We start from the raw sequence: 22,772 nt of genomic DNA on the forward strand, positions 1-22,772 counted from the left end.
TGAGGATTTCGCGGATGGTCATGATGTGTCGTGTGTGGATGAGTCAGGCAAGGCGGCTGCAGCCGGCTTGATGACCGTGCGACTGCAAGGGGGAGCCTCAGAAAACGGAATATAAAGCCCTTTCGGGCACTCAGGATTCATTCACACCTTCTGAAGCCACGCGCCATGACCACCCCCGCCCCCTGGCCCTACCCCTTCTGGATCGCCCACCGCGGCGCCGGCAAGCTGGCGCCCGAGAACACGCTGGCCGCCTTTCGCCGCGGCGCCGCGCAGGGCTATCGCATGTTCGAGTGCGACGCCAAACTGTCGGCCGACGGCGTACTGTTTCTGCTGCACGACGACACGCTGGACCGCACCACCAACGGCCAGGGCATCGCCGGCAACCAGGCCTGGGGCGCGCTGGCCCAGCTGGACGCCGGCAGCTGGCATTCGCGCGCCTACGCCGGCGAGCCGCTGCCCACGCTGGAGCGCATCGCCCGCTTTTGCCTGCGCAACCTATACGGCCTGGACATCGAGATCAAGCCCACCCCGAACCTGGAAGGCGCCACCGGCCAGGCCGTCGCCACCCTCGCCGCGCGCCTGTGGCAGGGCGCCGCCGTGCCGCCGCTGCTGACCTCGTTCAAGCCCGAATCATTGGCCGGCGCGCAACAGGCCGCACCCCATCTGCCACGCGGCCTGCTGCTGGACACGCTGTGGGACGGCTGGCTGGAGCGCGCGCGCCAACTGGGCTGCGTGGCCATCGTCTGCAACCACGCGCTGTGGGACGCCGCCACCGTCGCCCAGGCCAAGGCCGCCGGCCTGCGCGCCCTGAGCTACACCGTCAACGACGAATGGGCCGCCCAGCGCCTGATCGATCTGGGCACCGACGGCGTGGTGACCGACCGGGTGGACCTGTTCAGCCCGGCCGCGCGCTGACCGTGCAAACGCTCAGCGCCGGCGCGTCAGCCAGGCCTGGCAGGCGGCGCTGGCCAGCACCAGCGCGGCGTAGGTGAGCATGCGCCCGTCGTGCCCGCTCAAGACCACGCCGGCCGCCAAGACGGCCACACAAACAATGAAATTGATAGCTGCTTGCGCAGGCCAGGCAAGCGATGCAGCCTTTTTTTTCCCCAAAAACCGGCTGGCCAGCACCATGGCCGGGGCCAACACCAGCGCCGGGGCGACAAAGCCGGCCACATGCCACAACAAATCGAGCCAATCCATGGTTTTGATATGAGTCAAGCCGTGGCGAGGCTGCCGCACCTGAACCCGCGTCAAATTTTATAATCGACGCCATGGCCGTCTGGGCATTGGGACTGAATCACAACACCGCGCCGCTCGATCTGCGCGGTCGTTTTGCGTTTGCGCTCGACACCATCGCGCCCGCGCTCAAGGGCCTGCGCGAGCAGCACCTGCGCCACCCCGAGGCCGCCATCCTGTCCACCTGCAACCGCACCGAGGTGTATTGCGCCAGCGAGCAGGTGCAGGTGGACCACACCCTGGGCTGGCTGGCGCAGGCCGGCCAGGTGCCGGTCGACGCGCTGCGCCAGCACACCTACACCCTGCAGGGCGACCAGACGGCGCGCCACGCCTTTCGCGTCGCCAGCGGGCTCGACAGCATGGTGCTGGGCGAGCCGCAAATCCTGGGCCAGCTGAAAGACGCGGTGCGCGCCGCCAACGACGCCGGCGCCCTGGGCAGCACGCTCAGCCAGCTGTTTCAGCGCAGCTTTGCCGTCGCCAAGCAGGTGCGCAGCTCGACCGAAATCGGCGCCCACTCCATCAGCATGGCCGCCGCCGCCGTGCGCCTGGCCGGCAATTTGTTTGAAGACCTCGGCCGCACGCGCGTGCTGTTCATCGGCGCCGGCGAAATGATCGAGCTGGCCGCCACCCACTTTGCCGCCCGCCAGCCGCAGGCCATCGCCATCGCCAACCGCACGCTGGAGCGCGGCGAAAAGCTGGCCAGCCGCTTTGGCGCCCAGGTGATGCGTCTGGCCGACCTGCCCGAGCGCCTGCACGAGTTCGACATCGTCGTCAGCTGCACCGCCAGCCAGTTGCCCATCCTCGGCCTGGGCGCCGTCGAGCGCACCCTGAAAAAGCGCCGCCACCGCCCCATGTTCATGGTCGACCTGGCCGTGCCGCGCGACATCGAGCCCGAAGTCAAGCAGTTGCCCGACGTCTACCTCTACACCGTCGACGACCTGGCCCAGGTGGTGCAAACCGGCCAGGCCAGCCGCCAGGCCGCCGTCGCCCAGGCCGAAGTCATCATCGACGCCGGCGTGCAAAGCTTCATGCACTGGCTGGACCAGCGCGACCCCGCCCGCGGCGTGGTGCCCCTCATCCGCCAGCTGAACGCCCAGGCCGACGAATGGCGCGCGCTGGAGTTGGCCCGCGCCCGCAAGCGCCTGGCCAAGGGCGAAGACGTCGAGGCCGTGCTGCAAGCCCTGTCGCGCGGGCTGACGCAAAAGATGCTGCATGGCGCCATGGCGGAATTGAACGCCAGCTCGCCGGAAAGCCAGGCACTGACCGCGCAAGCTGTTTCCCGCCTGTTCCTGCGGTCCTGACCGCCCGACGCCCAGCGCCGCCGCGTGGCGCGATGACCCAGCAAGATGGCCGGTTGACGGCTTCAAATGTCAGGTTTTTGCTTGATAAGTGTCAGGTTTTTGTGTACCCTGAGGGGGAGAGGACAAGTTCATGCCCCGCCGTGATTCGCTGCAAGCCAAGATCGAGCAACGCATCGCTGAACGCAGCGACGACGTGTTTCTGACGCGCGAATTTGCTGACTTGGGTGGCGAGCGCCAAGTCCTGCGAGCGTTGAGCAAGGAGGTCGCGGACGGGGGGCTGATCCGGCTCGGCTATGGCATCTATGGCCGTGCAACACCTTCCCGGCTTTCCGGCAAGCCCATGCTGGCGAATCCGGGAGGATTCACCGGGGCGGTACGCATCGCCTTGACCAAGCTTGGCGTACCGTGGGAGCCCAGCGCAGCGGAGCGCGCCTACAACGAGGGCCGCTCCACCCAAATTCCCATGAACCCGAAACTGAAGGTCAAGGGGCGCTTTTCCCGGCGGCTGAGTTATGACGGCAAACCCCTCGTGATCGAACGGTAGCGCATGTCACACGACCCTGAAGACATACGGGCGGCGCAAGAACATTTTGGCTTCCTGGCCCCTGCGCCCGTCGAAAAAGACTGGCACGTTCTGCGCGCGCTGCGCGTGATCAGCGCCATGGATGCCGCACCCTTTCAACTGGTTTTCGCAGGCGGAACCTGTCTGGCGCGCGCGCACCGGCTGGTGGCCCGTATGTCCGAGGATGTGGATTTCAAGATCGTGCATCCTGACTCCGCGCCGCTCAACCGCAGCAAGCGGCGCAGCCTGCTCGGCGACTTGCGTGCCCGTGTGCTGGCGGCGTTGCAAGCTGAAGGCTTCCACATCGGACCGGAGGACATGCGTTCGCGCGATGAAAACCAATACACGCTCTACAACCTGCACTACGCCCCGGATGGTGCCGTGGCGTCCACGTTGCGCCCCACCATTCAGGTCGAGCTGACCCATGCGCGGCTGCGCCTGCCTGCCGTGCCGCTGCCCGTATCCTCCTTTGTGACCGAAGCATTTGGACGCGCGCCGGAGGTGGCGGCCATGCCGTGCGTCAGCGTCAGCGAAACCGCCGCCGAAAAACTGGTGTCCCTGACGCGGCGCACCGCCATGGAACTGCGCGGCCTGGCCCGCGCGCCCGACCCCCATCTGGTGCGGCACATCTATGACCTATATGCCATTCACACAGCCATCGACCGGGCGACAGTCGCCGAGCTTGCACGCTCCATTGCACAAACCGATGCCGAGGAATTTGCCAACCAGTACCCGACTTACATCCATGACATTGCCCGCGAGACACGCCACGCCTGCGCGGCACTCCGGCATGAACCCGTTATGCGGGAGCGCTACGCACAGTTTGTGTCCGACATGGTGTACGGAGCGCGCCATGATTTTGATGCTGCGGTTGAGGTCATTGCATCGCTGGTGAACGAGGCATGGCCGGTCGCTTGAACGCCTGCCATGGCGCAGCCTTCCCAAGCTTGTACACCGTCGACGACCTGGCCCAGGTGGTGCAAACCGGCCAGGCCAGCCGCCAGGCCGCCGTCGCGCAGGCCGAAGTCATCATCGACGCCGGCGTGCAAAGCTTCATGCACTGGCTGGACCAGCGCGACCCCGCCCGCGGCGTGGTGCCCCTGATCCGCCAGCTGAACGCCCAGGCCGACGAATGGCGCGCGCTGGAGCTGGCCCGCGCCCGCAAGCGCCTGGCCAAGGGCGAAGACGTCGAGGCCGTGCTGGAGGCCCTGTCGCGCGGGTTGACGCAAAAGATGCTGCATGGCGCCATGGCCGAGCTGCACGCCGCCGCGCCCGATGCGCGCGACGACGCGGCGCAGGCCATCGAGCGGCTGTTTTTGAGGGGCACTCACAAGTAGGCCGCAACCCAAAACGGCGCGCTGAGCTTCCGCTGGACCCAGTTTCTGCGCATTCCCGTGAATTTTGGCGGTGGGTGACGCCGTCACCCGACAAGCGGTAGCCATCGCCTGACAAGCGCCCTTGCAGCGCCGCCGTGCAAACCTACCATTGGTTGCATGCCTCACGTTGCGCTACCTCCCGCTCGCTCTAGTTCAAACGACCGGCACCATTCGACCGGTTTTTCCATGGTGGAAGTGCTGGTTTCCATCGTGGTGCTCTCGTTTGGCTTGTTGGGCGTCGCCGGACTGCAGGCGTCGGCGCTCAAATACGGGCGTGATGCTCGCCAGCAGTCCGTGGGCGTGACCTTGGCGCGCGAACTGGCCGAAATGATGCGCGCCAATGCCCAGGTGGCCGGCAAGACTTCCAACAACCCCTATTTCGGCAATTTTTCAGGTACCGGATTGGCGCCGGCCACGACGTCAAGTTGCCTGAACGTGGGCAGCACCTGCACCAGCACCACCGACGTGGCCAATGCCCAAATGACCGATTGGCTCCAGCGCGTCGAAAGCGCGCTTCCTGGAGCCAGAGTCGTGACCTGCAACGACGCCGCACCATACGACGCCAATGGCCTACCCCAGTGGAATTGCACGGCATCCACAGGTACTGGGCAGCCGGTGTCGGTCATCAAGTTGGGCTGGACACGCGAGAAGACCGACAACAGCATTCAGGGAGCCAGCGACTCCGACGCTCGCCCGCTGGTGGTTCTGCCGTTAACACCCGGAGGCCAGTCGTGAATACGACCATCTTTCGTCACATAACGCGTCGACGCACGGTTCGCGGCTTCACGCTGGTCGAGTTGCTGGTGGCCATGGCCATCGGTTTGCTCATTGTTCTCGCGGCAGTGGCATCGCTCACGGCCACTCGGCGTGGCGCCAGTACGGTTGATGCAGCTTCGCAATTGCGCGACGATGCCCGCTTCGCAAGCGATCTGATCCAGCGGCTGGTGGTGCAAACCGGTTTCGAAGATCTGGATTTCGTGCGCCGCCCTTACGGCGGAAGCATCGGCACTTACAAGGGCCTGAATGGCCTGGACCCCAGCACCTTGGTGGCCGCTGTCTCTGGCTTCGACAACGCCATCCCCAGCGCGACCGATCCCGTCAACACGGCCACGGTGCGTACCGCCGGCTCACTGGGCTATGGCAGTGACGCGCTGATCCTGCGTTACGACCCAGTCAAGGTCACCGACACGACGACCGACGGCAGCATGATCACCTGCGATGGTGCATCTCCCAACATGCCTGCCGCCAACCGGGCGGATCGGTCGATCAGCGTGCTGTACGTGAACACCAGCAGCGGCAACGAACCCGCCCTGATGTGCATCAAGATCGACGGAGCCAGCGGCACGCCGTCAACGCCTACGCCCTTGATCAAGGGGGTCGAGAGCTTTCAGGTTCTGTACGGGGTCGACAACGTCACGGCCAATGCCGTCCCCACGGGGGCTACCACCAGCGTGCCCAACCAGTTCCTGCGCGCCAATCAATTGACGGTAGCCGGCAACGATGCCGCCACACAAACCAACTGGCGCCGCGTGCGCAGCCTGCGCATCGGCCTCGTGCTGCGGGGACCAGCGGGATCGGCGCAGTCTTCTGAAGCGCAAACTCTCTATCCGCTGGGCACGAACTTCCAGACCAGCGGCGACCCAGGGAGCAAATTCACCGCTACCGATGGACGTCTGCGTCAGGTTGTCACCTTCACCGTCAACCTACGCAACTGCCAAAACCAAGGCTACCAGCCCGCCAGTTCCGGCACCGGCTGCGACGTCGTTCTTCCCTCTTGATTTTTTCGACACCTCAACGCCATGCCGTTTCAGAGACATAACCGCAATACGGCACCGTCGCATCAACACGGCCTCTCACTGGTCGTGGTGCTGATGCTGCTCGTCATCATCTCCATGTTGGGTGTCGCCAGCATGCAGATCAGCATGATGGGTGAGCGCGGCGCGCGCAATGATCGAGACATGCAACTGGCTTGGCAGGGTGCAGAGGCTGCGCTGGTGGACGCGGAGATCGATCTCTCGGGACCCAACTCTGCTTCAACAAGTCGCACCGCTCTGATTGCAGCCAACCCCGTGGTGCCCGATTCCGGTTGTTCAACGTCTGCGAATTGGCGGGGCTTCTGTAGCCCGGTGACTTTCGGGCAAGCCAAGCCAAGTTGGCTGCTGGTGAACTTCTTGGACACCAGCAATCTCACCGCGCCCACCGTGGCGTTCGGCACCTTCACGGGTCGCTCGTTTGCCAATGCCGGGCAGGCTGCGGGCACCGGCATCCAGGCAGCCCTGGCACCACGCTACATCATCGAAGACGTCACGACGTCGGGTACCGGCGGTGGGTCGGTCGTTGGCAGCACGTATCGATCGGCAGGCGCTGCCGGTACACGCGCAAGCACGGACCGACTCTACCGCGTGACTGCCATGGGTTTCGGCCCACGCAGCGACATCCAGGCTGCCCTGCAGACCATCTACAGAAACTGACCCGCGCGGCCACTCCTTCCTGATGCGAAAGACCATCGAAATGTTGCACACCATCCGACACCGTCCCCTGTGGCGCTCCTGGTTGCTGGCGCCCGTTGCCGTGGTCCTGTCCGGGCTCCTGTGGTCCCTGTCCGGCGTGGGTGCCGACGCACCCCCCAACATTCGCAAGGCCAATATTGCGTCGGTGCCGCTGTATTCCGCCACCCAGGGCGACAAGCCGGCGCTGGCGCTGGCGCTGTCGGTCGAATTCCCCACCGTGGGCGCGCAGTATGTCGACCAGCCCAGCGCGACCACCGACGCCTCCTACAGCCCCGCCACCGAATACATCGGTTACTACAACGCCGAGATGTGCTATCGCTACATCGACAATCCCGGCGAAACCCCTGCCAGCGGCAAAACCAAGCCCGACTACAAGCGTTTCCAGATCAACGGCCCGGCCACCGCGCGGCGCTGCGGCGACGGCTTCAGCGGCAACTTCCTCAACTGGGTCAGCAATTCGGCCATCGACATGCTGCGCATGGCCCTCTCAGGCGGCGACCGCGTCATCGATGAAACCGGCCTGACCATTTTGCAACGCGCGGTCTTGCCCAATGGCGATCCCATCTGCATGTGGAACTCATCCAACTTCCCGGCCAAGCAACTCGCCAAGGGTAGCGACGGCAGTTTTTCGGGCGCCGTGCCCCAAGCCATGGTCGCTGCGGCCAACGCCCAGAACGCCAGCAATATCTGGGTAGCCAACACGCTGAACAAAATTTACTTCGGCACCAACAAGGACGGTTCCTGCAACAACCCCAGCAGCTACGTGCTCAATGCCGGCATCGGCATGGGCACCATTGCCGACAAGACCAGCTCCTTGCCCAGTGGCGCCACAAAGTGCGCGGATGAAGGCGGAAGCTGCACGACCTCTGGAATCCAGCGGGTCTGGTATGGCGCCAACAACAAATGGAAGCGGGCGCCCGTGATCGGCCCATTCAGCTGCACCAATGCGGTGTTCGGCGACCCAATTTCTGGAACCGCCAAAGCATGCTATCTGGAATCCTACAGCGGCACTTGGACGCCCAACAACGGAACCCCCCTGAACACCGACGGCTTCTTTTACGCGCGCGCTGAAGTCTGCGGCCGAGACAGCGGCGGCAGCCTGCTCGACGACCGCGACTACCGGCTGTGCACCCGCTATCCGAACGGCAACTACAAGCCCACGGGCACCGTGCAGAAGTACAGCGATCAACTGCGCCTGGCGGCGTTCGGCTATGCCCTGGAACAGACCTTGAGCTGGGACGACGGCTCCAAAACAAATGGCCGTTATGGCGGTGTGTTGCGGGCGCCCATGAAGTTTGTCGGGCCGCGCACCTACGACAGCACGGGCGTCGAAAACACCCCCGGGGTCGGCAACCCCAACATGGAATGGGACCCGATCACCGGTGTATTCGCCCAGAACCCGGACAACGACACCACCTTTGGCGTGAGCGGCGTCGTCAACTACCTGAACCAGTTTGGCCGCACCGGGCCCACGCCGGGGCGCTACAAGCGGTATGACCCATCGGGCGAGCTTTACTACGAGACACTGCGCTATTTGCAAGGCCTGCCCCCCAGCCCGGACGCCGTGGCCAACCTTGATTTGACCAACGTCACGCAGAAGGCGTTCTACGATGGCTACCCGATCTTCAAGGACTGGACCAATCTCGACCCCTACGCCGGCGGGCGCAACAGCACCAGCGACTACGCCTGCCTCAAGAGCAACATCGCCCTTATCGGCGACGTGAACACCTGGGACTCTCGATACACGTCGAACAAGTCGCACAATCGCATGGCCACCACCGACCTGGCCAACAACGTGCCCGACATCGAGGGTTGGATTTCGGTGGTGCAGGCCTTCGAAAAGGCAACGACAAAGACATATCTGGACGGCCAGGGTGTCTCGCGCACCACCAGCAACCCCAACACCGCCAACAGCAGCCCCAACACGCGGGGCGCCCAGGTCTACGGCCTGTCGTACTGGGCTCATACGCACGACATCCGGGGCAGCGACTGGACCGCTGCGCCGGACAAGCAACGCCCCGGCCTGCGCGTCAAGTCGTTCTTCTTCGACGTCAATGAATACGCCGAACAAAGCAACGACAACACGCGGCGCACGAACAACCAGTACTACACGGCCGGCAAATACGGCGGCTTCAACACGCAGCCGGACAAGGACACCAGCATCCCTTACAACACCCAGGGCAACCCCTTCTACGACAAGAGCGGCGTTGCCAACAACAACGTCTGGCAAGACCCGGCCAGGCCACTGGAGCCGCAGACCTATTTCCTGCAAAGCAACGCGCGCGGGGTGCTGGCCGCATTCGAGAAAATTTTCACCCAGGCAGCCTCGGCCCAGCGCAGCATCGCTGGCGCCGCCGCGTCGGGCAGCAATCTGACGCAGGGTGGATCCCACTTCTACCAGGCATCGTTTGACACCGGCAATTGGACCGGTGACGTGCAAGCCTTCAACGTGAAGGTCGCCAGTGACAACGTCAGCATCGACATGGCAAGCGGCGCCGCGTGGTCGGCAGAGCAGGAATTGTCCAACCGACTGATGGCGGGGACTCCACCACGCAACATCATCGTTGGCATCCGCGGCGCCAACCCATCTCCTACCGCCACGCCCTTCACGGCAGCGGGAATCGACGCGGCCTTGAAAGCTGATCTGAATCGATACAGTCCCAGCGCGGCCGATGACGGGCTTTGGCAAGATCGCCTTGACTACTTGCGTGGCAACAAGAGCAAGGAAGGTGCCCCATTTCGCCGCCGCTATCGGTCGCTGGGCGATGTGGTCAACTCGGGCATTCAGTACGTAGGCGCACCCAGCGCGGTGCAAAACCTGGGTTCCGGCTATGCCACCTTCGTCACCACCAACAAGGATCGCCAAGCAGCCCTGTATGTGGGCGCCAACGACGGCATGCTGCACGCCTTCGATGCCTCCAGTGGCAACGAGCTGTTTGCCTATATTCCAAGTTGGCTCGGCCCCAAACTGAGCGCACTGACCGACCCCGGGTATCTGCATCAGGCCTATGTGGATGCCACACCCGTGATTGGAGATGCGCAAACGAGCACGTCTTCGACCCCAGCCTGGAAAACGGTTCTGGTGTCCGGCACTGGCGGCGGAGGACGCGGCGTGTTCGCACTTGATGTGTCGGACCCATCCACTTTTGCTGCAGACAAGGTGATGTGGGAGTTCACGCAAGCGAACGACAAGGACATGGGTTATGTGCTTGGCAAACCCCGCATTGTCAAACTGCGCACCGACGACGGAAGTGGGGGCACGGGCACACCGACGGACCGCTGGTTCGCCATGGTGCCCGCCGGAGTCAACAACTACACGCAACAAGACGCGAGCGACGACAACTTCAGCCGCACAGGAGCGCCCACGATTTTCCTGCTGGCGCTGGACAAGCCCACTGGAGACGCGTGGACAAGTACGGGTAGCTCACCGAACTATTACAAGATTTCATTGCCGTTTGATGCCACGCTGGCCATCACCAACCCCACCGGCATCATCAATCTCGAGGCTTACATGAACGGCTCTGGCGTGACGCAATACGTCTACGCGGGCGATCTTCATGGTCGCCTGTGGGCGCTGGACTTCACCAAGTTCGACGCCACTGGGTGGACGTCGGGCCAGCTGTCGCGCTTTTCAACCGGCTCGGCGGGCTCCTTGGTGGCCTACCCCATGTATATCGCCAAGGATGCGGCTGGAAAAATTCAACCCATCACGGCAGCGCCCAGCATTCTGCAGGGTGCAGACCCCGATCAGCACTTTGTCGGATTCGGCACCGGAAAGTACTTCGAAAATTCCGATGCGACCTCGACCCAGCCCAACACGTTCTACGTGGTTTACGACAACGGCAGCGGCAGTGCGTCGGGTGGCACTTCGGGCACCGTCGGCATTGCCGGGCGCGGTCGGCTGCGCCAAGTGACCTCCGACGCCAGCGGAGCGCTCACGCCCGCCAGCGCTTTCAATTGGGGCCGTGCCACCAGCGACAGCGACGCCACACAGCGCTCAGGCTGGTACTACGACTTGCCGGCCAGTGGCGAACGTGTGGTCTACGACTCTGCGTACGTGCCGATGACCACCAAGGTTGCCTTCAGCAGTCTGATCCCCGATTCGGCCACGACGCCCGGGGTTTGCAGCGTGGCGGGCGGCACGGGCAACAGCTATTACGTCGACATGCTGGCCGGCACCGGCTTCAAGAAGGCGTCGACGGTGGGCGTGTTGGGTCAACCGCTGATCATGTTCAACGATGCAGGTACTACAGAAACCAAAGCGGACAGCACGGGGCGGCGTTTGCGCACGCGGCCCGTCGTCTTGGGACAGCAGGGCTCCCAAGGCCTGAACGCCACGGAGGCAGCTCGTGAAACCTTCCCGGTTGGCCGCCTGAGCTGGCGTCAGATCAACAATTATCTTGAGCTGTACAAAAAATGACGCCCGCCCAGTCCACACCCAATCCCGTTCCTTGGCGCGAACACGGCTTCACGCTCATCGAACTGATGATCGTCGTGGCCATCGTTGCCATCCTTGCCGCCATCGCCTATCCGTCGTATCAGGATTCGGTCCTGAAAGGGCGGCGCGGAGAAGCTCGCTCCGCCCTGACCGAATTGATGCAACAGCAGGAGCGCTACATGACGCAGCACAACACCTACAAGGAGTTCGCGTCAGGAGATGGAACGGTGCCGTTCAAGACGACGGTGGGCAGCAGCACATCGCCGACCTACAAAATCAAGGCCCAAGCCTGTGCATCGTCGACGGCCAACATCTGCATTGAGCTGGTGGCCGCGCCAACCAGCACCGACGCACGCGCCGGTGACCTGAGCTTGACCAGCAACGGCGTCAAAAGTTGCACGGGCACCGCCAAAGACAGCGACCCGAAGGTATGCTGGCCATGAAAAAGCCACACCGTCTCCATCTCGGATTCACGCTCATCGAGCTGATGACCGCCATCGCGGTGCTTGCCGTGTTGGCGATGGTCGCCGTCCCCAGTTTTGTCGAGTTCCAGCGCAACTCGGCGCTTACGTCGAGCACCAACACCCTGCTGGCTTCAATCAATGCTGCACGAGGCGAGGCGCTGAAGCGTGGTGCCTTTGCCATGGTGATCCCAAAGGATGGCGCCGACTGGAACACGGGCTGGATCGTTTTTGTCGACAAGGACCTGAGCACCGACTACGACTCGAGCAAGGATGAGATCGTTCTGGAGCAGCCAGCGCCACCCAGTTTCATCACGATCTCGGGCAACGGCACGGCAGCCGGAGGCTCGCCTTACATCCTGTACGACGGCTCTGGCTACGCCAAAACGAAGTCCGGCGGCTTTGGCGCCTTGGCGCTGAGCATGGTTCGAAACGACGTGGCCAGTGGCCAAACCAACGCCCAAACCCGACGCATCATCGTGGCTGCCACGGGCCGCACACGCAGTTGCCGCCCGGATCAGGCCACCGACTGCACGGCTTCTGCGACGCAGTAGGCCGTCGTTGCGCGGCCCCGCTTCGTCGACCCATTGGGTCGACCGGACAAGCGACAATAGCGGCTTGCATGCATCACTTTTTGCGTCACAGGCTTGCTGGCGTTTCCGAACGTCTTGCCGAATTGGATTTTTTGTTGGCCCAGCCCGACGTCATGGCCGACATGAGCCAATTCATGGCCTTGTCGCGCGAGCACACGGAGGTGGCCGCGGTTGCCGGCCGCTGGGCGCGCTATCAGCAGCGCGAGCGTGACTTGGGCGCGGCGCAGGACATGCTGGCCGACGCCGACATGGCCGATCTCGCGCGCGAGGAGATCGCCGCCGCCCAGGCCGAGCTGGCCGAGCTGGACGCCGAGCTGCAGCGCATGCTGCTGCCCAAGGACCCGGACGACGCGCGCAACGCGTTTCTTGAAATCCGCGCCGGCACGGGCGGCGACGAGTCGGCGCTGTTCGCGGGCGACCTGGCGCGCATGTACACGCGCTACGCGCAGGGGCGCGGCTGGCGGGTGGAGGTGATGAGCGAGTCGCCGGCCGAGCTGGGCGGCTACAAGGAAGTGGTGCTGCGCATGGCCGGCGAGGGGGTGTACGGACTGCTGCGCTTCGAGTCGGGCGGCCACCGCGTGCAGCGCGTGCCGGTGACCGAGACGCAGGGCCGCATCCACACCAGCGCGGCCACGGTGGCGGTGATGCCCGAGCCGGACGAGGCGCAGGCCATCACGCTCAACCCGGCGGACTTGCGCATCGACACCTTTCGCGCCAGCGGCGCGGGCGGCCAGCACATCAACAAGACCGATTCGGCCGTGCGCGTGGTGCACCTGCCCACCGGCCTGGTGGCCGAGTGCCAGGACGGGCGCAGCCAGCACGCCAACAAGGCGCAGGCGCTGCGCGTGCTGCAGGCGCGCCTGCAGGACAAGGAGCGCAGCGAGCGCGCCGCCAGGGAGGCCGCCACGCGCAAGGGCCTGATCGGCAGCGGCGACCGCAGCGACCGCATCCGCACCTACAACTTTCCGCAGGGGCGCGTGACCGACCACCGCATCAACCTCACGCTGTACAAGCTGGCGCTGGTGATGGAGGGCGATTTGCAGGATATCGTCGACGCGCTGCAGGCCGCGCACCAGGCGGAGCAGATGGCGGAGCTGGAGGGGCAGGCGTGAGTGGCGCCGAGATGCGCCGCTCGCCCCTCACCCCAGCCCTCTCCCCAGAGGGGCGAGGGAGCAAGGCCGGCGGGGCAACGCTGGCCCAGGCCCTGGCCGCCGCGCAGCGCCAGGGTCTGCCGCGCCCGGAAACGCAGATGCTGCTGCTGCACGCGCTGGGCCGCACCACGCACGAGCGCGCCTGGCTGATCGCGCACGACGACGATGCGCTGGCGCCCGGTGCGGCCGCGCGCTTCGACGCCCTGTGCGCGCGCCGCCAGCGCGGAGAGCCGGTGGCCTACCTGACGGGCACCAAGGCCTTTCACGGCCTGACGCTGCAGGTGGACGCGCGCGTGCTCGACCCGCGCGACGACACCGAGACACTGGTCGACTGGGCGCTGGAGCTGCTGCCGACCGACCGCCCCGCGCGCGTGCTGGACCTGGGCACCGGCAGCGGCGCCATCGCGCTGGCGCTGGCCGCCGCACGCCCGCAGGCCGAGGTGTGGGCGGTGGATGCCAGCGCCGACGCCCTGGCCGTGGCGCAGGCCAACGGCCAGCAGCTGGGCCTGGCCGTGACCTGGCGCCTGGGTGATTGGCTGGCGCCGGTGGCCGGCCAATGCTTCGACCTCATCGTCGGCAACCCGCCCTACATCGCCGACGGCGACCCGCATCTGGCCGCGCTGGCGCACGAGCCGCGCCAGGCCCTGGCCAGCGGCCCCGACGGCCTGCGCGACCTGCGCGCGATTTGCGCCGCCGCCCCCGCGCACCTGGCGCCCGGCGGCTGGCTGCTGCTGGAGCACGGCCACGACCAGGCCGGCGCCGTGCGCGCCCTGCTGCAGCACGCCGGCCTGGGCCCCGTGCAGTCGCGGCGCGATCTGGCCGGCATCGAGCGCTGCTCGGGCGGCCAGCGCGCGGCTTGACAGCGGCCCGCCGATTGGTTGGACAATGCGCCCCATGCCACACCCTGCCTCACTCCGCCTCGCCGCCGCATCGGCGGCCCTTGCCGCCTGCGCCCTGCTGGCCGCCTGCAGCGGCGGCACGCCCTGGGGCGCCACGCCGCAGAACCTGCCGGTGACCCTGCCCGACCTGAGACATGCGGGCCAGGTGGTGGACGGCGCCTCCGGCTCCACCGCCGGCGCGCTGCGCGTGGCCGAGCGCGTGCAGCAGGCGCTGGCCGCCGACCCGCAGCTGGCGGGCCAGGGGCTGACGGCGGAAGGCCTGGAAGGCGGCCTGATCGTGCTGGGCGGGCCGGTGCGCAGCACGGGCGACCGCCAGCGCGCCCTCGACACGGCGCGCCGCGTGCCCGGCGTCAGCCAGGTGGTCGACCGCATGCGCGCGCCCTGAGCGCCGGAATATTTTCTGGGATGATGGGCGCCGTGCTTCGGCCCATTCATCTCAGGAGGTTTGCATGACCCGATCCAACCCATGGCTGCGCGGCCTGGCCGCCGGCAGCGCCCTGGCCACCCTCAGCGTCGTCGCCGGTTGCGCCGGCGGCGCCTACAACGCTCCCGGAGGCTCCTTGTACACCCGCGACGCCCAAAAGCAAATGCAGAACCAGGACCTCACCGACCGCGTGCGCGCCGCGCTGCGCTCCGACCCGCGCGTGGGCGCCGAGGGCTTGCAGGTGAAGGCCCTGGGCGACGGCAAGGTCGAGATCAGCGGCACGCCCGCCAACGGCCTGCTGGGGCGCGAGCTGGCCATGCGCCTGGCGCAGAGCGTGCCGGGCGTGCGGGCCGTCTTCAACAACATGACGATGAATTGACCGTCGGAGCCGATCAGGCCTCTGCCGGCAGCGCCGCGCGCGCATAGCGCGTGGCCGCCAGCTCCTGCAGGCCGAACTGCGCCAGCAGCGCGTGCAGGCGCTCGGCGGCGTTGCGCTTCTTGTGGCCGGTGTGGCGGGCGATGATCAGCTCGTTTTTCAGGCTGTGCTCCCAGCCGACCAGCTCGGTCACCGTCACGCTGTAGCCCTGCGACTCCAGGTACAGGCAGCGCAGCACGTTGGTGAGCTGGCTGCCCAGCTCGCGCGTGTGCAGCGGGTGGCGCCACAGCTCGGCCAGCGGCGTGCGCGACAGGGCAAAAGCCTTGTTGTGGCGCAGGCAGGCGGCCAGCTCGGCCTGGCAGCAGGGCACCAGCACCATGGCCTGCGCCTGCTTGGCCAGGCCGAAGGCGATGGCGTCGTCGGTGGCGGTGTCGCAGGCGTGCAGCGCGGTCACGACGTCGAAGCGCTCGGGCAGCGCGGCCTCGCTTGCCGCGTCGGCGGCGGCGATGTTCAGAAAGCGCATGCGCTCGAAGCCCAGTCGCTGCGCCAGCACGCGCGAGCGCTCGACCAGCTCGGCGCGCGTCTCGATGCCGTAGATGCTGCCGCTGCCATGGCTTTTGAACCACAGGTCGTACAGGATGAAGCCGAGATAGGACTTGCCCGCCCCGTGGTCGGCCAGCGTCAGCTCGGCGCCCTGCGGCTGCAGCTCGTTCAGCAGCTTTTCGATGAACTGCACCAGGTGCTCGACCTGTTTGAGCTTGCGCCGCGAGTCCTGATTGAGCCGGCCCTCGCGCGTGAGGATGTGCAGCTCTTTCAGCAGCTCGACCGACTGGCCGGGGCGCAGCTCGGCCTGCACCGCGATTTCAGGATGTTTTTGGCTTCTGGCGCCCGCAGATCGTGCGCGGTCAGCTCTGTTTTTAGTAGCACTCGGATTCATCGCGTCGGCTCGTCATCCGCGCGGGCCGACGGGCCCACGCCCAGCGCCGCCCAGCCGCGCGGCCCCAGCTTTTCCAGCGTGGCCATGTTGGTTTCGTAGATCGCCTCGGCCTCGGGAAAGGCCTCCACCGCGCGGTCCACGCTGGCCTCGCGCAGCAGGTGCAGCGTGGGCCAGGGCGAGCGGTTGGTGGCGTTGGTGATGTCGTCGGGGTCGGTGCCGGCAAACTGAAAGCGCGGGTGAAAGGGCGCGATCTGCAGCACGCCCGCCAGGCCCAGCTCGTCCAGCAGCGCCTCGGCGTCGTCCAGCATGTCGTTGAAGTCCAGGAAGTCGCCCAGCTGGTCGGGCACGATCAGCAGCGTGGTTTCGCGCTGCTCGGGGTCGGCTGCGGCCAGCGCCAGCAGCTCGGCACGCAGGGCGGCCAGCAGCTCGGCGCGCCCGCCGCCGCTGCACACGGCGTAATGAACCTGCCCCTTGACGTGCGGCGCCTTGGCGAAAGGGCACAGGTTCAGGCCGATGACGGCGCGCTCCAGCCAGCGGCGGGTGTCGGCAATGGCGGTGTCGAGGGCAATGAGTGGCATGCCCGAATTACACCACCGCCACCGCCCGGGCCGCTGTCAGCGGCGCAGGCCATGGCGCTGCAGCGCCCAGGCCAGCACCAGGCCGGCAGCGGCGTACGCACCGGTCACGGCCCAGGTCCAGTCCCAGCCGCCGACGCGGCTGGCCACCCAGGCGACGGCCGGCGGGCCGCTCATCTGGCCGATGGCCGACCACTGCTGCATCCAGCCGACGGTGGTGGCGATGTGGCCCTCGCCCGGCGCCACGCGCGGCGCCAAGGCGAACAGCGCGCCCGGGATCAGCCCGCCGACGGTGGAAAACAGCAGTGCCCCGCCATAGCGCAGCACCGGCGCGTCGACGGTGGCGCTGCCGAAGGCCAGCCAGGCGCCCACCGCCATGGCGACAAAGCCCGACCACAGCACGGTGCGCGCGTGCACGCCGCGGTGCAGCAGGCGCCCGGCCCAGATGTTGCCCACCATGTTGACGGCCGCCACGGTGGCCGTCAGCACCGCGCCCAGCGCCCCGCCCCAGCCCGACTGCTGGTACAGCGTGGGCAGAAAGCCGATGACGGCCAGCCACTGCGCGGCGTAGACGGCGAAGGTCAGCGCCGCCAGCCAGGGACCGGGCGCGCGCAAGGTGGTGGCCAGACGGCGATGCCAGGGCTCGGCCGCCGGCGCGCCACCGGCCGGCGCGGGCGCACGCACGTCGCGCGGCACGGCCAGCGGCAGCCACAACAGCATGGCGGCGGTGCCGGCGGCCGTCAGCACCCACCAGCCGCGCCAGCCCAGCACGCCGATCAGCAGCGGCCCGGCCAACAGCGCCAGCGCGGTGCCGAAGGGCATGTAGGCGCTCCACACGCCCAGCATGCGCGTGAGCTGGGCCGGCGCCACGGCGCGGCGCAGCAGGCTGGGTGCGGGCACGGTGGTCAGCAGAAAGCCCACGCCCTCGACGGCGCGCAGCAGCAGCAGCTCATGCACGTCGCGCGCGGCGGCCCCCGCCAGGCCGGCGGCCGTGAGCAGCGCCAGGCCGGCCAGCATGCAGCGGCGCAGGCCCACGCCGTCGGCCAGCAGGCCGGCCACCAGGCCCAGCAGCACCGCGCCCAGTTGCACCAGCGACAGCAGAAAGCCCGCCTGCACCAGGCCGATGCCCATGGCCTGCTGCAGCGCCGGCACGGCCGGCGGCAGCTTGCCCACGTGCAGGGCGGCGGCCACGCCGGCCAGCACGATGACCCAGGGCGCCCGGGGGCTGAAGCCGCCAGCGGTCATCGGACCACCTTCGGCCGAACGGCCTGCGGTGCGAACACCTTGGGGCGGCCCGGCGGTGCTCACGCGAACAGCCTTTGCCCCGTCAGGCGCTCGTGCTCGCGCAGGGCGAAGCGATCGGTCATGCCGGCGATGTAGTCGGCCACGGCGCGCGGGCGATCAAGGGCGTCGGCAAACTCGGGCGGCAGCTGCGCGGGCGTGGCCAGGTAGGTGGCGAACAGCTCGCGCACCACCTGCTGGCCACGCGCGGTGGTCTCCACCACCTGCGGGTGGCGGTAGAGGTTGGCGAACAAAAAGCGCTTGAGCGCGGTCGACTGCGCGCGCATGGCCTCGCCAAAGCACACCAGCGGCCCCAGGCGGCGCGCGGCGTTGGCGTCGGCCGGCGCGGCGGCGGCCAGGGCCGCGCGCGTGGCGGCGATCACGTCGTAGACTTGGGCCGAGAGCATGCGGCGGATCGACTCGTACAGCAGGCGCCGGCCCATGGCGGACTCGGCCAGGCGCGGATGCTCGTGCAGCGCCGCCGCCCGATGCTGCGCGAACAGTGGCACCGCCGCCAGCTGGTCCTGCGTCAGCAGGCCCGAGCGCACGCCGTCGTCGATGTCGTGTGCGTTGTAGGCGATCTCGTCGGCCAGGTTGGCCAGTTGGGCTTCCAGGCTGGGCTCGGTATGGTCCAGAAATCGGCGCGCCACGCCGCCCGGCTCGCGCGCCTCGATGCGCTGGGCATTGGCCTTGGAGCAGTGCTTGAGGATGCCCTCGCGCGTCTCGAAGCTGAGGTTCAGGCCGTCGTGCTCGGGGTAGCGGTGCTCCAGCGTGTCGACCACGCGCAGGCTTTGCAGGTTGTGCTCGAAACCGCCGTGCTCGGCCATGCAGGCGTTGAGCGCGTCTTGCCCCGCATGGCCGAAGGGCGTGTGGCCCAAGTCGTGCGCCAGCGCGATGGCCTCCACCAGATCTTCGTGCAGGCCCAAGGCCCGGGCGATGTCGCGCGCCAGCTGCGCCACCTCCAGCGAGTGCGTCAGGCGAGTGCGAAACAGGTCGCCCTCGTGGTTGAGGAACACCTGCGTCTTGTAGACCAGGCGCCGAAACGCGCTGCAGTGCACGATGCGGTCGCGGTCGCGCTGAAAGGCGTTGCGCGTGGGCGCGGGCGTGACCGGGTGCCGCCGGCCGCGCGAGCGGGCGGGGTCGCTGGCGTAGACGGCCAAGCCAGCGGGGTTATGAGTCAAATCGGCCTCCAGCGCTTATGTGACAAGCGCCAACAGCTATATAAATAATAGTATCACTGGCAGCACCGGTCGATCACCCGGCGCACCAGTGCATCGGGCGCGGCGCGCACGCTGGCGCGGCCAGGGCCGTCGATGAGCACGAAGCGGATCTCGCCCGCCTCGGCCTTCTTGTCGACGCGCATCAGCTGCAGGTAGCGGCCGGCGTTGTCCTGCGCGTCGATGACGGCGCCGCGCACCGGCAGGCCGGCGCGCTGGATCAGGCGCGTGAGGCGCTGCACGAAGGCGGCGTCGACCAAGCCCAACTCGCGCGACAGTTCGGCCGCCATCACCATGCCGGCGGCCACGCCCTCGCCGTGCAGCCAGGCGCCGTAGCCCATGCCGGCCTCGATGGCGTGGCCGAAGGTGTGGCCAAAGTTGAGGATGGCGCGCAGGCCGGCCTCGCGCTCGTCCTGCGCGACCACGGCGGCCTTGATCTCGCAGCTGCGCTGCACGGCGTGCGCCAGCGCGTCGGCGTCCAGCGCGCGCAGGGCGTCGACGTGGGCCTCGATCCAGTCGAAGAAGGCCATGTCGGCGATCGGCCCGTACTTGATCACCTCGGCCAGGCCGGCCGACAGCTCGCGCGGCGGCAGGGTCCCCAACACGTCGAGGTCGCACACCACCGCGCGCGGCTGATAAAAGGCGCCGATCATGTTCTTGCCCAGCGGGTGGTTGATGGCCGTCTTGCCGCCCACCGACGAATCGACCTGCGCCAGCAGCGTGGTCGGCACCTGCACGAAGGGCACGCCGCGCATGTAGCAGGCGGCGGCAAAGCCGGTCATGTCGCCCACCACGCCGCCGCCCAGGGCGTAGAGCACGGTCTTGCGGTTGGCGCCGTGGGTCAGCAGGGCGTCGAAGATCAGGTTGAGCGTGGCCCAGTCCTTGTGCTGCTCGCCGTCGGGCAGCGCCAGTTGGTGCACCTGGCGATGGCGCCCGGCCAGGGCCTGTGCCAGTTGCGCGGCGTACAGCGGCGCGACGGTCTGGTTGCTGACGATGAGCGCGTCGCTGCCCTTGGGCGCCGCCGCGTAGGACGCCGCGTCGCCCAGCAGGCCGGCGCCGATCAGGATGGGGTAGCTGCGCTCGCCCAGCGCGATGGAAACTTGGCGCGGGGCCGAAAGGTTTGGCGTGGTTTGCATGGAGCGCCCAGTTTAGACGCTGCCGCGCCCGCGGCGCCCTCAGGGAGCCGCGTCGCCCGGTGGCATCAGCTCCAGCTGCATCATGATGCGCCCCAGCAGCATCGACATCGACGAGCCGTGGGTGTCCAGCACGAAGTGCGCGCACTGGCGGTACAGCGGGTCGCGCTCGGCGTACAGGGCGCGCAGGCGCGCCAGCGGGTCGTCCACCTGCAGCAGCGGGCGCTTGGTGTCGTGCCGCAGGCGGCGAAACAGCGTCTCGGGCGAGCTGCGCAAATAGATCACGGTGCCGCGCTCGTGCAGGTGCTGGCGGTTGAGGGGCCACAGCACCGCGCCGCCGCCCGTCGCCAGCACGCCCGGCGGGCCCTGCGTCAACTCGTCGATCACCGTCTGCTCGACGTCGCGAAACGCCGCTTCGCCCTCACGGTCGAAGTAGTCGCGAATGGCACAGCCCAGGCGCTGCTCGATCGCCGCGTCGGAATCGGCAAAAGGCAGCTGCAAGCGGTGCGCCAGCGAGCGGCCCACGGTGGATTTGCCGCTGCCGGGCATGCCGACGAGAACAACCCTCATGCAAGCCATCCTATTGCAAAAATGTGAGCCCATCCAAGGCCAAGCCTGAACGCCGGTGCGCACCGGTCAAAAAAATGCCCCAAAGCATCGCTCCGGGGCCTGGGGCGCAGCCAGCAAGGCTGCGCGCGAGTGGGCGCTGATTCAGCAGGATCCGCCGGGGCCGCTGACACCGGTGATCTGCACCTTGCGCATCACGGTTTCGCTGCCCTTGGTAACCTTGATGAAGAACGGGTTGCCGATCGGGCCACAGGTCGCAGGAACAGCGCCCTGAAGGATACCGGAAGCGCTCAGCGTCAGCCAAGGCAAGTCACCGGGCGCGGCAGGATCAAACGCCCACGCGGCGGCCCCCGCGCTCCCGCCCGAGGCGGTCAGGACGTACTGATAGAAGCCGCCAATGGGTGCGCCCGGCAGGTTGCACGCGACGTTCACGTCGCTGCAGCCACTCAGATTGATGGACAGCGGAGCCGGCACCGGGGCCGGCGCCGGCGGCGCCGCGGGAGCGGCCGCGACGGCAATGGACAGGTTCGTGGTCAGCGACGCACCCGTGCTGTCGGTCACCCGGATGGCCACCGAAACCGTGCCTGGCGGGTCCATGCTGGGCGTGCCGCTGATCAAGCCCGAGCTGTTGAGCGTCAGGCCGGCCGGCATGCGCCCAAGGGCCTGCCAGGTGTAGGGCGCCACGCCGCCCTTGACACTGAGAACGTAGCTGTATGGGACGTCGTTGGTGGCGCCGGGCGGCGTAACGTCGACGAATGCGATCGGATCCGGATTGATTGCAGGTGCTCCTTCCGTCGCCGTGACCACCACCAGGCTGGTGATGGGATCCTGAATGCCGTTGCTGACGTCATTGTCCAGTCGGTCGGTCACCAGTTCGAGCAGGATCGGGCCCTCTTGCGGGCCGCTGGCCAGCGAAAACAGGCCGACGCCGCCGGTGGTTTGCAACTGCAGCACGCTGCCCTGCTTGCCATCGACCATCAGGCGCGCGCCCTGGGCCGCGGGAGTCACCGAACGGATGCTGACCTGCAGGTTGGCATGGCCGTTGGCGGGAACGGGCTGGTTGGCGTCGTCCCAGATGTAGGCGTTGATGGCCGTGCTGGTGCGCAGGTTGTAGACGTTGCCCTGCACGCCCAAGGTCGGATAGGTTGCGATGGCCACCACGCTGGCGGCCTTGCCTGAGCCCGCGCCGCCGCCCACCGTGATGTTGATGCTGGCGCTGACTTCGCGGTTGGCGCGCGGGTCGTGCACCGAGCAGGTGATGGTGGCCACGCCGGCCTGGTCGCTGGAGTGGAAATGGAAGGATGCGCCGCCGGCATTGGAAGGCAGCGCGATGTTGCGATAGGCGTTGGGAACCTTGACCGTCCCGCCATTGCCGTCGGGGGCGTCGGTTTCGTGCTCCGAATTGCCGTCCAGGTAGTACAAGGGCCCCGAAGAAAGACCGTATGCGGTGTTGCAGGCGAAGATGTCGGTGCCGCCCGGAATCGGCGCATCGCCCTTCTTGGCGTTGACGTAGAGCGTGGTGGTGAACGGGTATTGCGTGCCGATGCCGACCGGATAGTGGCCGGTGTTCAATGGCAGGTTGGTCTTCTCCGCCACCAGAGTGATCGAATACGACTCGGGCGTATCTCCAGGGCTGCCGCCCCCACCACCACAGCCCGCCAATAGCGCGGCGGCGGCCAGGCCCACGATTCCAATCAACTTTCGCATAGGGTCAACTCGGTTAAGACAACAAATC

Annotated in this window: 22 protein-coding genes and 1 pseudogene; 15 read left to right on the forward strand and 8 right to left on the reverse strand. The window is 67.1% G+C overall.

The genetic code is table 11. From position 1 onward, the window contains the following. Window positions 1–165: 165 nt before the first annotated feature. Window positions 166–915, forward strand: a complete 750-nt coding sequence (ugpQ, locus tag ACWHMB_RS16120) for a glycerophosphodiester phosphodiesterase (protein WP_377484931.1) — start codon at window positions 166–168, stop codon at window positions 913–915. 12 nt (window positions 916–927) lie between these two features. On the opposite strand, the gene ACWHMB_RS16125 is transcribed toward ugpQ, so the two are convergent. Further along, window positions 928–1,200, reverse strand: a complete 273-nt coding sequence (locus ACWHMB_RS16125; protein WP_377484933.1) for a hypothetical protein — start codon at window positions 1,198–1,200, stop codon at window positions 928–930. 71 nt (window positions 1,201–1,271) lie between these two features. On the opposite strand from ACWHMB_RS16125, the gene hemA reads away from it, so the two are divergent. The 14 genes and pseudogenes from hemA (at window position 1,272) to ACWHMB_RS16195 (ending at window position 15,330) form a co-directional block, all read left to right on the forward strand. Then, on the forward strand, window positions 1,272–2,537 hold the full coding sequence (gene hemA, locus ACWHMB_RS16130) for a glutamyl-tRNA reductase (RefSeq protein ID WP_377484935.1): 1,266 nt from the start codon (window positions 1,272–1,274) through the stop codon (window positions 2,535–2,537). Window positions 2,538–2,667: 130 nt separating this feature from the next. After that, entirely contained in the window at window positions 2,668–3,081 is a 414-nt protein-coding gene (locus ACWHMB_RS16135; RefSeq protein WP_377484937.1) for an S-adenosylhomocysteine hydrolase, read from the forward strand. Between the two features lie 3 nt (window positions 3,082–3,084). After that, the gene (locus tag ACWHMB_RS16140) at window positions 3,085–4,017 is read left to right on the forward strand and encodes a nucleotidyl transferase AbiEii/AbiGii toxin family protein (RefSeq protein ID WP_377484939.1); all 933 of its coding nucleotides are present in this window, start codon (window positions 3,085–3,087) and stop codon (window positions 4,015–4,017) included. Between the two features lie 29 nt (window positions 4,018–4,046). Next, a pseudogene (locus tag ACWHMB_RS16145) lies at window positions 4,047–4,436 on the forward strand (glutamyl-tRNA reductase); the annotation flags it as partial. Between the two features lie 156 nt (window positions 4,437–4,592). Further along, window positions 4,593–5,210, forward strand: coding sequence for a type IV pilus modification protein PilV (pilV, locus tag ACWHMB_RS16150; protein WP_293224632.1), 618 nt, complete (start codon window positions 4,593–4,595; stop codon window positions 5,208–5,210). Next, window positions 5,207–6,253: a PilW family protein gene (locus ACWHMB_RS16155; RefSeq protein WP_293224634.1), complete on the forward strand. Its 1,047-nt coding sequence runs from the start codon at window positions 5,207–5,209 to the stop codon at window positions 6,251–6,253. Before pilV ends, ACWHMB_RS16155 begins: the two co-directional genes overlap by 4 nt. Window positions 6,254–6,274: 21 nt before the next feature. Then, window positions 6,275–6,946: a pilus assembly PilX family protein gene (locus tag ACWHMB_RS16160; protein WP_377484941.1), complete on the forward strand. Its 672-nt coding sequence runs from the start codon at window positions 6,275–6,277 to the stop codon at window positions 6,944–6,946. Window positions 6,947–6,968: 22 nt separating this feature from the next. Continuing rightward, window positions 6,969–11,405, forward strand: a complete 4,437-nt coding sequence (locus tag ACWHMB_RS16165; RefSeq protein ID WP_377484943.1) for a pilus assembly protein — start codon at window positions 6,969–6,971, stop codon at window positions 11,403–11,405. Continuing rightward, window positions 11,402–11,866: a type IV pilin protein gene (locus ACWHMB_RS16170; RefSeq protein ID WP_293224640.1), complete on the forward strand. Its 465-nt coding sequence runs from the start codon at window positions 11,402–11,404 to the stop codon at window positions 11,864–11,866. The genes ACWHMB_RS16165 and ACWHMB_RS16170 overlap by 4 nt, the downstream gene beginning before the upstream one ends. Next, window positions 11,863–12,438 (forward strand): GspH/FimT family pseudopilin, encoded by a 576-nt coding sequence (locus tag ACWHMB_RS16175; protein WP_377484945.1) that lies wholly within the window; start codon window positions 11,863–11,865, stop codon window positions 12,436–12,438. Before ACWHMB_RS16170 ends, ACWHMB_RS16175 begins: the two co-directional genes overlap by 4 nt. A gap of 68 nt (window positions 12,439–12,506) precedes the next feature. After that, window positions 12,507–13,589, forward strand: coding sequence for a peptide chain release factor 1 (prfA, locus tag ACWHMB_RS16180; RefSeq protein ID WP_377484947.1), 1,083 nt, complete (start codon window positions 12,507–12,509; stop codon window positions 13,587–13,589). Then, window positions 13,586–14,488: a peptide chain release factor N(5)-glutamine methyltransferase gene (prmC, locus tag ACWHMB_RS16185; protein WP_377484949.1), complete on the forward strand. Its 903-nt coding sequence runs from the start codon at window positions 13,586–13,588 to the stop codon at window positions 14,486–14,488. The genes prfA and prmC overlap by 4 nt, the downstream gene beginning before the upstream one ends. Before the next feature lie 34 nt (window positions 14,489–14,522). After that, window positions 14,523–14,912 (forward strand): BON domain-containing protein, encoded by a 390-nt coding sequence (locus tag ACWHMB_RS16190; RefSeq protein WP_377484951.1) that lies wholly within the window; start codon window positions 14,523–14,525, stop codon window positions 14,910–14,912. A gap of 64 nt (window positions 14,913–14,976) precedes the next feature. After that, complete coding sequence (locus ACWHMB_RS16195; RefSeq protein ID WP_293226378.1) at window positions 14,977–15,330, forward strand: BON domain-containing protein; 354 nt, start codon at window positions 14,977–14,979, stop codon at window positions 15,328–15,330. A gap of 13 nt (window positions 15,331–15,343) precedes the next feature. Here ACWHMB_RS16195 and ACWHMB_RS16200 read toward each other — a convergent pair whose 3' ends face one another. The 7 genes from ACWHMB_RS16200 to ACWHMB_RS16230 all read right to left on the reverse strand — a co-directional run bounded on the left by ACWHMB_RS16200 (window position 15,344) and on the right by ACWHMB_RS16230 (window position 22,723). After that, complete coding sequence (locus tag ACWHMB_RS16200; RefSeq protein WP_377484953.1) at window positions 15,344–16,264, reverse strand: class I SAM-dependent methyltransferase; 921 nt, start codon at window positions 16,262–16,264, stop codon at window positions 15,344–15,346. Further along, window positions 16,261–16,842 (reverse strand): DUF1415 domain-containing protein, encoded by a 582-nt coding sequence (locus ACWHMB_RS16205; RefSeq protein ID WP_377484955.1) that lies wholly within the window; start codon window positions 16,840–16,842, stop codon window positions 16,261–16,263. Before ACWHMB_RS16205 ends, ACWHMB_RS16200 begins: the two co-directional genes overlap by 4 nt. Window positions 16,843–16,878: 36 nt before the next feature. Continuing rightward, window positions 16,879–18,084 carry an MFS transporter gene (locus tag ACWHMB_RS16210; protein ID WP_377484957.1) on the reverse strand — a complete coding sequence of 402 codons (1,206 nt, stop codon included), beginning with the start codon at window positions 18,082–18,084 and terminating at the stop codon, window positions 16,879–16,881. 59 nt (window positions 18,085–18,143) lie between these two features. After that, window positions 18,144–19,301, reverse strand: a complete 1,158-nt coding sequence (locus tag ACWHMB_RS16215) for a deoxyguanosinetriphosphate triphosphohydrolase (protein WP_447648588.1) — start codon at window positions 19,299–19,301, stop codon at window positions 18,144–18,146. A gap of 53 nt (window positions 19,302–19,354) precedes the next feature. Then, entirely contained in the window at window positions 19,355–20,473 is a 1,119-nt protein-coding gene (gene aroB, locus ACWHMB_RS16220) for a 3-dehydroquinate synthase (protein WP_447648589.1), read from the reverse strand. 39 nt (window positions 20,474–20,512) lie between these two features. Beyond that, the gene (locus tag ACWHMB_RS16225; RefSeq protein WP_377484963.1) at window positions 20,513–21,040 is read right to left on the reverse strand and encodes a shikimate kinase; all 528 of its coding nucleotides are present in this window, start codon (window positions 21,038–21,040) and stop codon (window positions 20,513–20,515) included. Window positions 21,041–21,181: 141 nt separating this feature from the next. Beyond that, a complete protein-coding gene (locus ACWHMB_RS16230) occupies window positions 21,182–22,723 on the reverse strand; it encodes an Ig domain-containing protein (protein WP_377484965.1) in 1,542 nt (513 codons plus the stop codon). Window positions 22,724–22,772: the final 49 nt, after the last annotated feature.

This window comes from Ottowia pentelensis, from assembly GCF_964341695.1.